12 protein-coding genes are annotated in these 14,786 nt (G+C 61.1%); 8 read left to right on the top strand and 4 right to left on the bottom strand.

The window, feature by feature from the left end:
• Positions 1-232: 232 nt before the first annotated feature.
• Positions 233-1,774: an MFS transporter gene (locus GCN75_RS11895; protein WP_226941316.1), complete on the bottom strand. Its 1,542-nt coding sequence runs from the start codon at positions 1,772-1,774 to the stop codon at positions 233-235.
• Between the two features lie 125 nt (positions 1,775-1,899).
• Between GCN75_RS11895 and GCN75_RS11900 the strand changes: the two genes are divergently transcribed.
• The 3 genes from GCN75_RS11900 to GCN75_RS11910 all read left to right on the top strand — a co-directional run bounded on the left by GCN75_RS11900 (position 1,900) and on the right by GCN75_RS11910 (position 5,986).
• Positions 1,900-2,826 (top strand): LysR family transcriptional regulator, encoded by a 927-nt coding sequence (locus GCN75_RS11900; RefSeq protein WP_152282702.1) that lies wholly within the window; start codon positions 1,900-1,902, stop codon positions 2,824-2,826.
• 313 nt (positions 2,827-3,139) lie between these two features.
• A complete protein-coding gene (locus tag GCN75_RS11905) occupies positions 3,140-4,261 on the top strand; it encodes a patatin-like phospholipase family protein (protein ID WP_405002804.1) in 1,122 nt (373 codons plus the stop codon).
• A gap of 78 nt (positions 4,262-4,339) precedes the next feature.
• The gene (locus tag GCN75_RS11910) at positions 4,340-5,986 is read left to right on the top strand and encodes a methyl-accepting chemotaxis protein (RefSeq protein ID WP_152282703.1); all 1,647 of its coding nucleotides are present in this window, start codon (positions 4,340-4,342) and stop codon (positions 5,984-5,986) included.
• Between the two features lie 217 nt (positions 5,987-6,203).
• On the opposite strand, the gene GCN75_RS11915 is transcribed toward GCN75_RS11910, so the two are convergent.
• The 3 genes from GCN75_RS11915 to GCN75_RS11925 all read right to left on the bottom strand — a co-directional run bounded on the left by GCN75_RS11915 (position 6,204) and on the right by GCN75_RS11925 (position 10,402).
• Positions 6,204-6,647 carry a hypothetical protein gene (locus GCN75_RS11915; RefSeq protein ID WP_152282704.1) on the bottom strand — a complete coding sequence of 148 codons (444 nt, stop codon included), beginning with the start codon at positions 6,645-6,647 and terminating at the stop codon, positions 6,204-6,206.
• Positions 6,648-6,894: 247 nt separating this feature from the next.
• Positions 6,895-9,213 carry an NHL domain-containing protein gene (locus GCN75_RS11920; RefSeq protein ID WP_193317475.1) on the bottom strand — a complete coding sequence of 773 codons (2,319 nt, stop codon included), beginning with the start codon at positions 9,211-9,213 and terminating at the stop codon, positions 6,895-6,897.
• A 772-nt stretch (positions 9,214-9,985) separates the two neighbouring features.
• Positions 9,986-10,402 carry a hypothetical protein gene (locus GCN75_RS11925; protein WP_152282706.1) on the bottom strand — a complete coding sequence of 139 codons (417 nt, stop codon included), beginning with the start codon at positions 10,400-10,402 and terminating at the stop codon, positions 9,986-9,988.
• Between the two features lie 321 nt (positions 10,403-10,723).
• Between GCN75_RS11925 and GCN75_RS11930 the strand changes: the two genes are divergently transcribed.
• The 5 genes from GCN75_RS11930 (at position 10,724) to GCN75_RS11950 (ending at position 14,786) form a co-directional block, all read left to right on the top strand.
• Positions 10,724-11,179, top strand: coding sequence for an SRPBCC family protein (locus tag GCN75_RS11930; RefSeq protein WP_226941317.1), 456 nt, complete (start codon positions 10,724-10,726; stop codon positions 11,177-11,179).
• A 291-nt stretch (positions 11,180-11,470) separates the two neighbouring features.
• Positions 11,471-12,352 carry a creatininase family protein gene (locus tag GCN75_RS11935; RefSeq protein WP_152282786.1) on the top strand — a complete coding sequence of 294 codons (882 nt, stop codon included), beginning with the start codon at positions 11,471-11,473 and terminating at the stop codon, positions 12,350-12,352.
• 102 nt (positions 12,353-12,454) lie between these two features.
• A complete protein-coding gene (locus tag GCN75_RS11940; RefSeq protein ID WP_152282707.1) occupies positions 12,455-13,726 on the top strand; it encodes a YVTN family beta-propeller repeat protein in 1,272 nt (423 codons plus the stop codon).
• Between the two features lie 13 nt (positions 13,727-13,739).
• Complete coding sequence (locus GCN75_RS11945; RefSeq protein ID WP_152282708.1) at positions 13,740-14,342, top strand: pyridoxamine 5'-phosphate oxidase family protein; 603 nt, start codon at positions 13,740-13,742, stop codon at positions 14,340-14,342.
• A 72-nt stretch (positions 14,343-14,414) separates the two neighbouring features.
• Positions 14,415-14,786: a VOC family protein gene (locus tag GCN75_RS11950; RefSeq protein WP_152282709.1), complete on the top strand. Its 372-nt coding sequence runs from the start codon at positions 14,415-14,417 to the stop codon at positions 14,784-14,786.

Genomic DNA, 14,786 nt, shown 5'->3' on the forward strand with positions numbered 1-14,786 from the left:
CCAGTGTTTTTATAGGTGTGGGATCGGCGCGCATCACTTTGCGCATCCAAAGCGCTTTAACTATGTTTCAAAGCGCTTTGAGTATAGTTCAAAGCGCTTTGATAAGTAAACTCGTTTTGTTCCCTGAATTCTTCCCGAGCTGGTGAGGTGTTGCAGAGAAACATCAAAGGCGGGCGGCGGCGCGTGGGCGCCGCCCGGGATGGCGGGAAGGACGGCGGAAAAATCGTGCGGCTCAGTTTTGCGTCTTGCAGGCGGGCAGGGCGGCCGCGTCCGTTGCCGCATGGGCCGGGTGGCGCAGGAAGGCCAGGATCAGCAGGGCCGAGACGGTGGTGATGCTGGCCAGCACATACAGCAAGTGGTGAAACGCCGTGCCATACGCCTGCGCCAGCTCGGCGCCTGACGCGTGCGGCAGCAAGGCGCCCGCCTGCTGCAGTTCGCCCAGCGCCAGGAAGGGGCCGGCCAGCGCCGCCTGTTCCACGCCGATGCCGGCAAGGCCGGCGCCGCCCAGCGCCGCGACGGTAAGCGAACCGAGCAGGGCGCTGACGATGGCCAGCGCCAGGCCTTCGCCCGCCACGCGTGTCGTATTGAAGATGCCGGCCGCCATGCCGGCCCGCTCGACGGGCACGACGCTGACGGCCAGGCCATCCATCAAGCCCCAGGGCAGGCTGATGCCGCAGCCGATCAGCAGCAGCGGTCCTATGAAAGCAGCGGGCGCCTGGCCCGGCGCGCACGTGGATAGCCACAGCAAGCCGCCCGCCGCCAGCAGCAGGCCGCTGGCGCAGATGTGCGCGGCGGCAAAGCGCTGCGCCGCCATGCCTGCCAGGATGGGCAGCACCAGCATGGGCGCGGACAGGGCGATCATCATGCGGCCCGCGTCGAAGGCGCCATACCCTTCGACGCCGATGAAGCGGGCCGGCAGCAGCACCAGCAGCACGACGAAGGAAAACGCGGGCGCGGCGGCCAGCAGTTGCACACCGGCAAAGGCGGGCAGGCGGAACAGGGTCAAGTCCAGCATGGGCCGCGCGGCGCGCCGCTCCACGCGGATGAAGACGGCCAGCAGCAAGGCTGCGCCACCGAGCAGCCCCAGGCTGGCGGCGCTGCCCCAGCCGCTGTGCGGCGCCTGCAGCAAACCATATGTAAACAGGGACAGGGCGCCCGTAAACGTCAGGGCGCCGGGCCAGTCCACACCGTGCGCCTGCGGGTCGCGCGATTCGCGCATGGCGCGCGCGGCACCCAGCAGGGCCGCCAGGCCGGCCGCGGCCGTGGCGGCAAAAATGGCGCGCCAGCCCGTATGCGTAATCAAGATGCCGGCCATGAAGGGGCCGAACGCCAGTCCCACGCCGAAGGCGGCGCCGATCAGGCTGAAGGCGCGCGCGCGGGCGGGGCCATCGAATTCCTGCGCCAGCGCCGCCAGTCCGCTGGACAGGGCCATGGCGCAGCCCAGGCCCTGGACGGCGCGCAGCACGTCGAGCCACAGGATGCCGGGCGCGGCCGCCAGGGCCAGTGCGGCGGCGGAAAACACGCCCATGCCCAGCAAGAACACGCGCTTGCGGCCATAGCGGTCGGCCAGGGCGCCGGCCACCATCAGGCAGCCGCCAAAGCTGAGCATGAAGGCATTCGTGATCCATGCCAGCGCCAGCGGCGTGCCGTGCAGGTCGGCGGCGATGGCGGGGATGGCGATGGCCGGCCCCGTAAAACTGAGCGGCATGCACAGCGCGGCCAGGCAGACGGCGGCCAGCACGAAGGCGCGCCGGGCCGGGGAGGCAGGCTTCATACGGTGATTCGTATCCATGGGAATGATTCCAGAAAGAGGGAATTCGATGATAATATGGACGGAATGGATGAAAAAGTGGCTGAAAATCCACTCATAACGGACAAATATTCCCTAATCGACATGGCATGGATAATCTGAACGGCATTGCCGCCTTCGTGCGCGCGGCGGAAACGCGCAGCTATGTGGCGGCCGGGCGCCTGCTCGGCGTGTCGGCGTCGGCCGTGGGCAAGAGCGTGGCAAGGCTGGAAGAAAAGCTGGGCGTGCGCTTGCTCAACCGCAGCACGCGGCGCATCAGCCTGAGCAACGAGGGTGCGCTGTTTTACGAGCGCTGCCAGCGCATCCTGGCCGACCTCGGCGATGCCGAGGCGGAACTGTCGCACCTGGCCGTGGCGCCGCGCGGCAAGCTCAAGGTCAGCCTGCCCGTGATCGGCTACCGCATCATCCTGCCCCTGCTGGCGGACTTTACGCGCCTGTACCCGGAGATCGAGCTCGACCTCGATTTCAACGACCGCCTGGTCGACGTGGTGGCCGAAGGCGTCGACGTGGCCGTGCGCAGCGGCACCTTGACCGATTCGCGGCTGATGGCGCGCGAACTGGGGCCGTTTGCCTTTGCCATCGTGGGCTCTCCCGCGTATTTCGCCCGCCACGGCGTGCCGGCCACGCCGCGCGCGCTGGAAGGGCACGCCTGCGTGCGCTATAAATTTCCTACCACAGGAAAATTGCAGGAGTGGGCGCTGCAGCGGACCGAGGGCGACAGCGGCAGCGAACTGCGCTTGCCGACCGCCTTGACTTGCAACAATATCGAAGCCTTGATCGGCGCCGCCACGCAGGGCGTGGGCCTCGCTTACCTGCCCGACTTTATCGTGCGCGACGCCATCGGACGGGGAGAGCTGCAGGCCGTGCTGGCCGAGCACTTGCTGTACTCAAGCAAGTTCTGGGTGCTGTGGCCGTCGAGCCGCCACCTGTCGCCCAAAATTCGCGTCTTTGTTGACCATTTGTGTACCCACCTGCATTTTTCCCCGCCCCATCCCGACCCCGCATTACTGCGTTGAAGCGCCTGGCCGCCGCACTGGTGGCTGGTTGCGGAATATTCCTACCCCAAAGAGACTATTCCTAACGCCGCCGGATATATATTTGCTGCGCCGCATCACGCTACGCCGCGCCGCATCAGCTTATGCCCTTCCTGAATACCGGTTATGCGTTATCGAAATTGCCATATGGCATTTATTTATGTTAATTTCATATCTGTTTCTGCAACATTGCATCGTTTCGGCGCTTGCGGGGACATGCGCAGGATTAGGCGCACTAAGCGTGTAGTAACCAACAATTAAGGGGTGGTAACCCCGTTCCGTTCAGGGAGTGTGCATGAAGACAGTGATGACGACGCCGCCGAATCCGGTGCCAGCTGCGACAGCGAAACCGGCCCGCAAAACGGGTTTGCTGCTTGGTGGCGGCGCACCAAATTCCACCTTGATCGCTGGCGCCCTGGCCGCTTTCCTCGACGAGGGCATCGAGTTCGACGTCATTTCCGCCTCCGGCGCGGGTGTGTTGATGGGCTTGCTTTACACGACGCCGCACGAGGCCACGCCGCGCCAGGCCTTGCAAAGCTGGGCCGACACGGGCGTGGCCGACAGCATCTACAAGATGATTCCGATCAACTACAAGGTGTTCCAGAAGCCGGGCATGCACGCGAGCACCTTCCGCGACGCCTTCCAGCCGCCGGCCAACAATCCTTTTTTCCAGGCATTCAAGCAAACGTTTGCGGGCGTGCCCACGGCCTGGTCGGACTGGGGCAAGCTGATGGTGTCGTCGCTGTCGCCGTCTGACCTGTCGGCAAAAAGCCTGGGCCTGTGCGCGCACTTGCCTTTCCTGGAAAAGGCCGTGGATTTTTCGGGCGTGGCCCGCATGCGCCCCGATTTCTACATCAATGCCTACAACCTCAGCGAGCATCGCATGCAAATCTGGGGCAAGCACGAGATCGAACCCATCCACGTGCGCGCGGCCCTGTCGTTTCCCTTCCTGTATGCGCCCACGACCATCGCCGGCGACGACTACATCGAAGGCGCGGCCCTCGATACGCTCAATTTCGAGCCATTTATCGAAGGCAAGGGCGAACACCATGACGCCGATACCCTGGTCATCCTCGACATCCTGGGCGACGAGCGCTTGCTGCGCAAGCCGCGCAACCTGTACGACGCCTGGGTGCGTTCCATCATCACGCCGCTGGTAAAGATTTCCAAGAGCGAGCTGCGCCTGTTTGAACTCGAGCACAACACGGACGCGCGCACGGGCCAGCCCAAGCGGCGTCTGTTGAAACTCGATTTGATGGACGGCATTCCGGAGCAGCACTGGCCCGATACCCTGGACTGGTCCAGCTCGAACATGCAGCTGCTGTTCGACGTGGGCCACAAGGCGGGCCTGGCGTTTTGCCGCCAGCATGGCGACTTGCTGCGCCGCACGCCCGATGCTTCCCCGCTGGCGGCCTAGCAACCGATCCCGGCCACCTGATCGGCAGCTATTTATCCTGCCTGGCCTTGCCAGGCCACCTTTTTACTGTGAAACACCATGAATATCACCAAGCAATTAATTTTGACTCTGACCATCGCCTTGCTGGCCCTGCTATTGCTGGGCGCGGGCGGCGCCATCCAGCTGCAGCGGGCGCAGGAGCGTTTTGACACCGTGCAAAACCGCATCATTCCCAGCATCCAGGGTTTGAATGCGGCCAAGGGCTTCCTGGCCGATTCGCGCCTGGCCGGCTACCGCCTGTCCGTATTCTCGAACCTGGCCGACAAGACGGCGCTGGACAAGGCCGTGGCCGACGCCAACACGAATTTCGACAAGGTCATCGCCACCTACCGCGCCGAGCGCCTGTACGACGCCACGGACAGCAAGATGCTGGACGCCGACCAGGCCGCCATGGAAGCGTACCGCCGCGCGCTGGCGCCATTCTTTGCCGCCGCCTACGCGGGCGACATGGACGGCGTGCGCGCCACCTTGCTGGCCGGCACGCCCCTGGCCATCACGGCTGCCGCCGCGAAAAAGAGCATGGATGACCATATCGCCTACAACAACAAGCTGGTCGATGACGTGAAGGCGGAAAGCCTGGCCGCCTACGACACGGCGTTCAACACCATGCTGGCCGTGCTGGGCGTGGCCGTGCTGCTGACGGGTGCGCTGGCCTGGCATATCTACCGCACCATCAGCGGCGGCCTGGGCAATATCGAACACACCCTGGAAAGGGTCAGCGCCTCGCTGGACCTGTCCGCCGCCATGCCCGTCGAGCGCATGGATGAAGTAGGCCGCACGGCCACCGCCTTCAATAAATTCCTCGAGCGCATCGTCGGCGTGATCGCCACCGTGCGCGCCTCGGCCGATACGGTCAGCGTGGCGGCCGCGCAGATTTCCGCCGGCAACGCGGACCTGTCCGTGCGCACGGAGCAGCAGGCGTCGTCGCTGGAAGAAACGGCGTCCAGCCTGGAAGAACTGACCTCGGCCGTGCGCCAGAATACGGACAATGCGCGCCAGGCGAATTCGCTGGCCGTGTCTGCCTCGGACGTGGCCCGCAAGGGCGGCGCCGTGGTGGCGCAAGTGGTGGGCACGATGGGTTCCATCAACGAATCGGCGAAGAAGATCGCCGACATCATCGGTGTGATCGACGGCATTGCTTTCCAAACCAATATTCTGGCGCTGAATGCGGCCGTGGAAGCGGCACGCGCGGGCGAGCAGGGCCGCGGCTTTGCCGTGGTGGCCACCGAAGTGCGCAACCTGGCGCAGCGTTCGGCAGCAGCGGCCAAGGAAATCAAGGGCTTGATCGAAGATTCCGTGGATAAAGTCAACACGGGCAGCGCGCTGGTCGACCAGGCGGGCGCTACGATGGAAGAAATCGTTGCCAGCATCCGCCGCGTGACGGACATCATGGGCGACATCGCCAACGCCAGCCACGAGCAGAGCGCCGGCATCGAACAGGTAAACCAGGCCATTTCGCAAATGGACCAGGTCACCCAGCAAAACGCAGCCCTCGTGGAAGAAGCGGCGGCCGCCGCCTCCTCGCTGCAAGACCGCGCTGTCGAGCTGGTCGACGTGGTGGCCGTGTTCCGCCTGCGCGGCGACGCCCAGGCAAAACCGTTGAAAGTGGCGGGCGGCTTGCCAGCCCCCGCTTCCGCCTCAGCCAGCCGGCGCCTGGCGTTGCCCGCCCGCAGCGCCCGCGGCTAAGCTTAGAAATTACCCCGGTACGCCGGGGTTTTTCTTTGGTGGTGGCGCTGTCGCATGGGGGAGCGTTGATGTTCTGTAGCTGTTGCGGGTATCAGCCAAGTTGTTCGGGCGGGCAGACGGCGGCGGTGCCTGGTGCCGTGGCAGTCAGGGAATCTGCCTGCCTTTCACGCGTGTGAGTCCGCTTTCGCCCCGAAGCGGACGGTGCATGTGGAGCTAATTATCCTCTTGACTGTCCTGACAGATAAGACCGCGGGGATTGGGAAAACGCCGCCGCACGGGACGTGGCCAGAGCAGAAGCTAATGTCGTGCGGTCGGGTTGCAGCAGTGTCCGCGTGGCTGGATCGAAGAGTCGACCATTTAGCTCGCCTACAAAGGAGCAGACAGCATTAAGTTCTCGTTCAGTTGCTGATGCGTCTAAGCGAATGAGAATTTCTACTTTGTCTGAGTCAAAGAGAAGATCAACGCGGGTGCCGACTTCATTCCCGAATACTATCCAGCCTTCCATCATCAGCCATGGATTACCCATCGAGGCAACCAAAGTTCGTTGTGCGTTTAGTGTTGATGCGGCAAGTAGTTGAGGAAGCTCCCAACCGTCATCCTTGGGAAGCGGCAGTGTATTTTCTTCGCCAACTAAGAACATATCAAATTGCCAAATTGCCATTGTAAGGTGATCTCAGTATTTTTCGTATGCGCGCTTTTGGCCAAACTCGGTCGACAGCGCTCGGCATAGCAGCTTGTCCAACTGTAAAAATCACAGACTCTCACTCTCGCCTGAAACCGCCCAAAAGCCGCCTGCCGCGTATCCTTCGAAGCTGACACTGTCCCGCGTGTCAAAATGATCGCAACGCCACATTTTAAGGCCGAACCTGACGGCGCCAATGCACAAGGGCGGCGGCCCTATAACTTCCTTAAAGTGGCAGCTTGAAGACGCCATTCGCTGATGTCACCAGCAAGGCACCGTTGGCGTCGAATGCCAGTCCCATCGGCCGATTCAGGGCACCAGCGAAGGCGCCGAGCGTGTTGCCGGTCAATCCACGCGTGCCAGCCACCGTGGTGACCTCGCCGCTGGTACTAATTCTCCGTACAAGGTTGTTCTCCGTATCGGCGACATATACATTGCCAGCCTTATCAAGTGCGATGCCATGCGGCCCGTTGAAGCTTGCAGCGCTGCCTCTGCCGTCCGCGTCGCCGGCGACGCCAGTTGTTCCGGCCAGCGTGGTCACGACACCGGCTGGCGTGATCTTGCGCACATTGTGATTGAGCGAATCCGTCAGGTACAAATTGCCGCTGGCGTCAAAGGCTATCGCCCTCAGGTAGCCGAAGCGCGCCTGTGCCAAGCTGCCGTCGGCAGTGCCTCCGCTCCCGCCCCCCAGAGTGCCTGTCAGCGTAGTGACGTTGCCGTTGGCATCGACCTTGCGGACGGCTTGATAGTCTGCGACGTATAAAGTAGCGTTGCCATCAATCGCAATCCCGTTGGTGCTGGAGAATCCTGCTTTGGCGCCCTGGCCATCAGTGGGCCGGCTCCTGTTTTCGTAACTACCGGCCAAAGTGGTCACGACTCCGTCATTGCCGACCCTGCGGATGGTGTTACGAAAGGCGTCGGCTATGTAGGCGACGCCATCACTGCCTACAACGATACCGGCGGGCTGTGCAAATGTCGCCTGCGCGCCGGTGCCATCGCCCGAACTCAGGAAGGAGCCATGGCCCGGGTTGCCTGCCAAGGTGCTAGTGACCCCGACAGCGCTGACCCTGCGTATCAACTGATTGCCGGTATCAGCGACAAAGAGGGTGCCGTCGCTGTGCAAAGCGATCGCTTGTGGCCCGGCGAAGCGGGCCTCGCTGGCCAAGCCGTCTGTGACTCCAATGCCAGCGTTGTTGCCGGTGATGGTGGTGACTTCCCCCGCTGGGGTAATCTTACGCACGCCATTGAGCTGCAGGCCGGGATTGGAATCTGACACGTATACATTGCCAGCGCCGTCCACGGCCAGCCCGTATGGCAAGTTGAATCGCGCAGCCGCACCTATGCCATCAGCCACGGCAGGACGCAGTTGTGAGGCGGTGCCTGCCAGCGTCGATACGACGCCTGCCGGGGTGATTTTTCGGATCGTATGATTTCCCTCGTCAGCGACAAACAGATTGCCCTGCTTATCGATGGTTAAGCCGTTCAGGGAGCTGAAGGTGGCCACCGCACCCGCGCCATCGGCGGAGCCGTAGGCGCTGCCGCCAGCCAGCGTAGATACGATCCCGGCGGGGGTCAACTTGCGGATCCGGCTGCCAACGATGCCATTGATATTGCTGCCGGCATCGGCGACATAAATCGCTCCGGCGGTATCCACCGCGATGCCACTGATCCCGCCGAAACGCGCGGACTTGGCATCGCCGTCGGACGTACCATATGTCCGCGAGATGCCAGCCAAGGTGGTGACAGTGCCGTCAGGAGTGATTTTGCGGATGGAGGCCCCTCCGCCCACATAGACACTGCCGCTGGCATCCACAGTAATCGCCAGCATGGAGTCAAAGCTGGCGGCTGTTCCTTTGCCATCTGCCGCGCCGCAGCTGGAACTGCCGGCCAGCGTAGTCAACAGACCTGCGGGGCTGATCTTGTGTATCACGCAGCCTTGGTCGGTCGCGTACATGTTTCCCATGGCATCACGTGTCAGCGAGACCACCTGCGACAGCTGCGCAGTGGCATCACCGGCGGCGGCTGTCAATGTCAGCATGTGTGACACGCCTTGTTGTGTCACCACCCGCAAATGACTGTCGTCTGCTCGGTTGGATAAGTAGATGGCACCATTGTCATCCACAGCGATACCTTTGATGTCGACGTGGCCATTGAAGCTGTTACCTGCTATGGCGCCCGCCAGCAATGACTTGCTTGCCACGGTCAGTTTGGCGGCGGAGCTGGTGATGCTTCCCGCGCTGTTTCGCACGATAACCGTCCACAGGGTGCCATTATCACTCACCTGCACTTGCAGCATGTATTGCGCGGAGGTGGCGCCAACCACGTCGCTACCGTTACGCTGCCATTGGTAACTAAGGGGCGCTGTGCCGGTGGCAGTCACGGAAAAAGTAACACTGCCGCCTTCAGGGGCAGAAATGCTCAATGGCTGGGCAGAAATAGATGGCGCGTTTGACGCCGCGGGGGTATTGGTGGGAGCGGAACCACCGCCGCCGCAGCTGGCAACGGCGGCCAAAAGCAGGAGGGGTATCAGCTTGATGCAGGCCATAGGCAAATTTATTTTTCGCATTTCTGTTTTGAATGTTGGATTGAAGCGGATTGAGGCATCTAGTGGGCCTACTACCACCTTCTTGTAGCTTGGCCCAACGTCAAAAGCCCAGTCACAAGCGTATGAGTGTATTTCTCCATCACGTAACGTCTGGTATTGGCCGATTCCACACCTACGATTTCATCGCCGTTCCGTTGAGCTGGACCATCAATGCATCGAGCTTACGCTCAAGCTTCAAATTAGACGCCCCAATGAAATACCAGATGCAAGCGAAGTTCACGATTGGAATCAACGATAGAACTGTCCAAAGCAGTGCATTCCGTCCTTTATCCTTTGCTAGAAGATAAGCAGAAACTGCCATCATTAGCGACATAAATACTAGCGGAAGAAATGAGACAAGAAAGTTTGGGGCGTTGTTTTCCATTAGTTTTATCTAGGTTGGATGGTTTAAATACGTTGGGAAGTCGACTTAGCGATACGTCCGAGCAACCTACTTTAATGCTCCTGAACGGTTGCTTCTGGACGATAGAGGCACCAGAGCATAACGGATTGCCAAGCAGAAAAACTCACAAATTGTCACGCTACCGCGAATGACCGCTTTTGGCCAATTGTGTTGAAAAAACTCCAGAGCAGAGCAGGGCTCGCAGTCAGTATTTATTTCTAATCGGCTTGAACTATGGTTTTTTGCCAGATCCGTTTGTTATCTTGTTTTAATTTTCCTGGTCATTGCTATCATTGCTTTCTCATGGCCGCTCTTGGCCGAACTCAGTTTTTAATCAAAGACAAGCCGCTGTCCCAGCTCGAATTCATTTTCATGGCAATAAAACAGGATAAACGGCGTGTCGTTCGAATAGATCATCGCATCGTCACGTGAGGGAACAAAAATATCCCGCCAATTCTCGACCAGGAATACGCTGCTGCACAAGAAGCATTCGTCCTCTCCAAACACCACGACGACCTGCTGATTTCCCGGCACACGGGCACGCAGCCAGTTGGTGCCACTGGCCGAGTCATTCCCGAATGCGAGCCGTTCGATTGCGCTGACGGTATTGGCGTCCAGGCCGAGATGTGTCTTCGAATCATGAAGGCCCGCCAAATCATATGCGCGGCGGGCACCCTCGGCGTTAAGCCAGGCGATATCCGCTGAGTAATGGATGAGCTCCTGAACCCTCCAATGTGTTGCGTTCATAATCTCTCAAAATTCAATAGGATCATGGCTATGTCTCTCGAGCCAGGCTGTCATCGTGCCCCTTTTCTGTCGGCGACAAATGCAAGCGTAATCCGCTTATGTTGATATGGCAGACAAATTACAGTGTATCCTGCATCCCCAGCAAGTATTTTTTCTATCGAGAAAAAAAGAATGGCGACGGTGTTTTTTTTTGCCGGAAGAAGATGTTTTGATCGGCGCAATTATCATGGCGATACGGCATGATGAATGCTATTCGTTGGCCAATATCCTGGCACCGCGCGGCGCCGGATGGAAGGTCCCCGTTACTTTCATTGAAATGATATGGAGATTCCCCAATTGATGCATATCGAAGAAAACATCCGCATTGCCGTCCCGCCCGCGGTCATCGACCAGATCTGGAGCGAGGTTGATCGATGGCATTTGTGGGATCCGGATACGAAGCAAGCCCGGCTCAACGGGCCATTCGCCGTGGGAACACATGGCCGGATCGTTCCCAGCAAGGGAATGGGGATTCCGCTGCTGGTCACCGAGCGTACCGCAGGGCGTTCATTCACCGTCGAGGGTTACATCCCCTTGTTCCGCATTCACTTCGAGCACAAGGTCGCTGCCGTCGAGGGCGGGTCGGAAGTCGCGCACCGCGTGTGGTTTACGGGCGCGCTGGCCTTTCTGTTCGGGCCGGGAGTTGCCAGGCAAGTCAGGGAAGGGTTGCCCAGAACGATGTTGTCGCTCAAGGCATATGCGGAGAAACGCAACGAAGCCGTCAATCATGCTGCCTGACAAGCCATCGAGGCGCAGAAGTAAAGCTGCATCGCCTGCAAGATGCAGAGGAGCGACTCGCGGCGGCGTTTCTGCCGCCGCGCTCGTCGTCCATGCCGCGCAAGGCCCATGTCTGCTGCTTCTTTGGGCAGCACTTTGTACTTAGTTTCCCCTCGTCAATTCCTTGCAAAGCACCGTAGCAAATTAACGTGCCGTTCCTGTCATGATGGAATACAATTCCTGCGTGGCAGCCAGCTTGCCTGGCAAGGCCGGGCACGGCGTCACGCTTTGACCTTGGAAAGATGTTTGCTTATGACTCTGCAGTTCCCCCTGCCACAGGTGCCCCGCGCACCTTCCCGTCTGTCCAAGCCATTCGGCTCGCTGTTTGCCCTGACCCTGTTGTTCCTGATTCATGCAGCACCCGTCACGGCGGCCACGCCAGCTAGCAGCAGCGTCATGCTGGAAGAACTGACCAGCACCGAGTTGCGCAGCCGCATAGACCACGGCGCGACCACCGTGCTGGTGCCGATTGGCGGCGTGGAGCAGAGTGGGCCGTATATCGCGCTGGGCAAGCACAATGTGCGCGCCGGGATGCTGGCGCGGCAGATTGCGCAAAAGCTGGGCAATACCATCGTCGCGCCCATCGTTTCCTACGTGCCGGAAGGCAGTATTACCCCGCCGGCCGGCCACATGCGCTTTGCCGGCACGATCTCGATACCGCCAGCCGCCTTCGAAGCCGTGCTGGAAGGGGCAGCCGCCAGCTTGCGCCAGCATGGTTTCCGCGACATCATTTTTCTTGGCGACCATGGCGGCTATCAAAAAAACGAGCAGAATGTGGCCAATAAACTGAATCGCGCCTGGGGCAAGGCTTCCACGGGCAAGGAAGCGCGCGCCTATGCCTTGCTCGATTACTATGACATCACGCAATCGCAATATATTGCCGAACTACAGAAACGCGGCTACAGCAGCGCCGAGATAGGCCTGCACGCAGGCTTGGCGGACGCGGCGCTGATGCTGGCGACGGACCCGTCGCTGGTGCGCAGCGAGGCCATGGCCCGCGGACCCAAGCCCGGCGTGGCGGACGGCGTGCGCGGCGACGCCACGCGTGCCACGGCCGAGCTGGGCCAGATCGGCATCAAGCTGCAGGTGGATACCTCGGTGGCTGCCATTAAGCAGTTGCTGCAACGCAAGTAATTAGCAAGACGAGCATTCGTACGACTGAATTCATAGACCGATTTGATATTCCGCTGGAAGTGTTGAACTTCCGGCTTTTGCAACGAAAAGACGCGAAATCACATGAAAAAATCTCAACGACGCACCATCGTCACCTTGTCTGCTCTGGCTGCCGCACTGGCTGGCCTGGGCGTGGCCAGCCAGGTCATCGGCGCCAGCACGCCGGCACCTGCCGCCGCTGCTCCGGCGGCCGCGTATTCTCCGTTGCCGGGCATGCCGCCGCTGGTCGATCCGAAAAACGTGTATGGCAGCATTGCCAGCAGCAATATGAGTCCCGTCGTCAAGGATCACTTGCGCAGGGTCTACGTGCCCAACCTGCGCTCGAACGATGTCTACGTGATCGACCAGGACAGCCTGAAAGTGGTGGACAAGTTCAAGGTCGGCAGCGGCCCGCAGCACGTGGTGCCGTCGTGGGACTTGCGCACCCTGTGGGTGGCGAACAATGCGGAACGCACGGACAAGGGCAGTCTGACGCCGATCGACCCCTTGAGCGGCAAGCCGGGCAAGGAAGTGCCCGTGGACGACCCTTACAATATGTATTACACGCCGGACGGCAAGTCGGCCATCGTCGTGGCCGAAGCGCGCCACCGCCTCGATTTCCGCGATCCGAAGACCATGGCCGTGCAGTATTCGATCGACACGCCCCAGTGCGGCGGCATCAACCATGCCGATTTCTCGAACGATGGCCGCTACGCCATGTTCACCTGCGAGTTCGACGGCACCATTGCCAAGATCGACCTGGTGGGCCGCAAGGTCGACGGCTATCTGAAATTGCAGATGCCGGCCAAGCGCTTTGCCGAGTCCGGCCCCGTGGGCGGTCCCGCAAATGAGATCTGCAGCGTCAAGAAGGGCATGCCGCAAGACATACGCATCTCGCCGGATGGCAAGAAATTCTTTATCGCCGACATGGACGCCGACGGCGTGCACATCGTCGATGGCGCCACCCTGAAGGAAATCGGCTTCATCCAGACGGGCGTGGGCGCGCATGGCTTGTACCCTAGCCGTGACGGCAAGAAATTGTACGTGGCCAACCGGGGCACGCACCGCATCCATGGCAAGCCGAAGGGCAAGGGCAGCGTCAGCGTGATCGATTTCGCCACCGAAAAAGTGGTGGCGAACTGGCCGATCCCCGGTGGCGGCAGCCCCGACATGGGCAATGTGAGTGCAGATGGCAAGTATCTGTGGCTGTCCGGCCGCTTCGACGATGTGGTGTACCGCATCGATACGAACAGTGGCGACGTTTCCAAAGTGAAAGTCGGCCAGGAGCCGCACGGCCTGACCGTGTGGCCGCAGCCGGGCCGCTATTCGCTGGGCCATACGGGCAACCTGCGCTAGGCAAGGCAGGCGCGTGGCCATCACCCTGGAGCAACTGCGCGCGCATTATCCGCCCGTGCAGGGGCGGGCGCTGAGCAAACAGCTCGACCGCCTCGACCCGCATTGCATCGCCTTCATCGGGCTGTCGCCGTTCGCCGTGCTGGCCACGGGCGGCGCTGGCGGCCAGCTCGACGCCTCGCCGCGCGGCGGGGCGCCCGGTTTCGTGCAGGTGCTCGATCCCCAGACCTTGCTGTTGCCCGATGCCAAGGGCAATAACCGCCTCGACAGCTTCAGCAATATTGCCGAGACGGGCAGGGCGGGGCTGCTGTTCATGATCCCCGGCGTCGATGAAACCTTGCGCGTGAATGGCGAAGCCAGCCTCAGCGACCATCCTGCGCTGCTGGCGCACTTCGCCGGCGAACGCAACCCGCCGCGCCTGGTCATGCGCCTGCGCGTGGCCGAGGCGTATCTGCATTGCGCCAAGGCCCTCATGCGTTCGCGCCTGTGGGACAGCGCGGCCCAGGTGGAACGCAGCGTCCTGCCGACGATGGGTCAGATGATTCAGGACCAGACAGGCGGCAGCGGGCCGCGGGAAACGCAGGAACAGATGGTTGCCCGCTATGCGCCGGACCTGTAGTTTTGCTTGCTGAAAAGGCAATGTTGGCGCATACTGTGCGGCCTGTTCTATCACTTCCAAAGGAGCGCCAGCATGATTCTTGATCACATCGGTTTGAATGTCAGCGATGCACAGGCCAGCAAGGCCTTTTTTTCAGCCGCCCTGGCGCCCTTGGGCGTGTCGGTGGTGATGGAAGTGCAGGGCTGGGTCGGCCTTGGCAAGGATAGCAAGCCTGATTTCTGGTTCGGCGAGGGCGCCGCGCCGCATGCCGGCATGCATCTCGCCTTCACGGCAGACAACCGTGCCCAGGTGGATGCCTTTTACCAGGCCGCGCTGGAAGCGGGCGGCAAGGATAACGGCGCGCCCGGTATCCGCGCCATCTATCACCCGAATTACTACGGAGCTTTCGTGCTGGGGCCCGATGGTCACAATGTCGAAGCCGTCTGCCACCACCCCGAGTCCTGA

The sequence above is a fragment of the Janthinobacterium violaceinigrum genome (genome assembly GCF_009208555.1).
Lineage (GTDB): Bacteria > Pseudomonadota > Gammaproteobacteria > Burkholderiales > Burkholderiaceae_D > Janthinobacterium > Janthinobacterium violaceinigrum.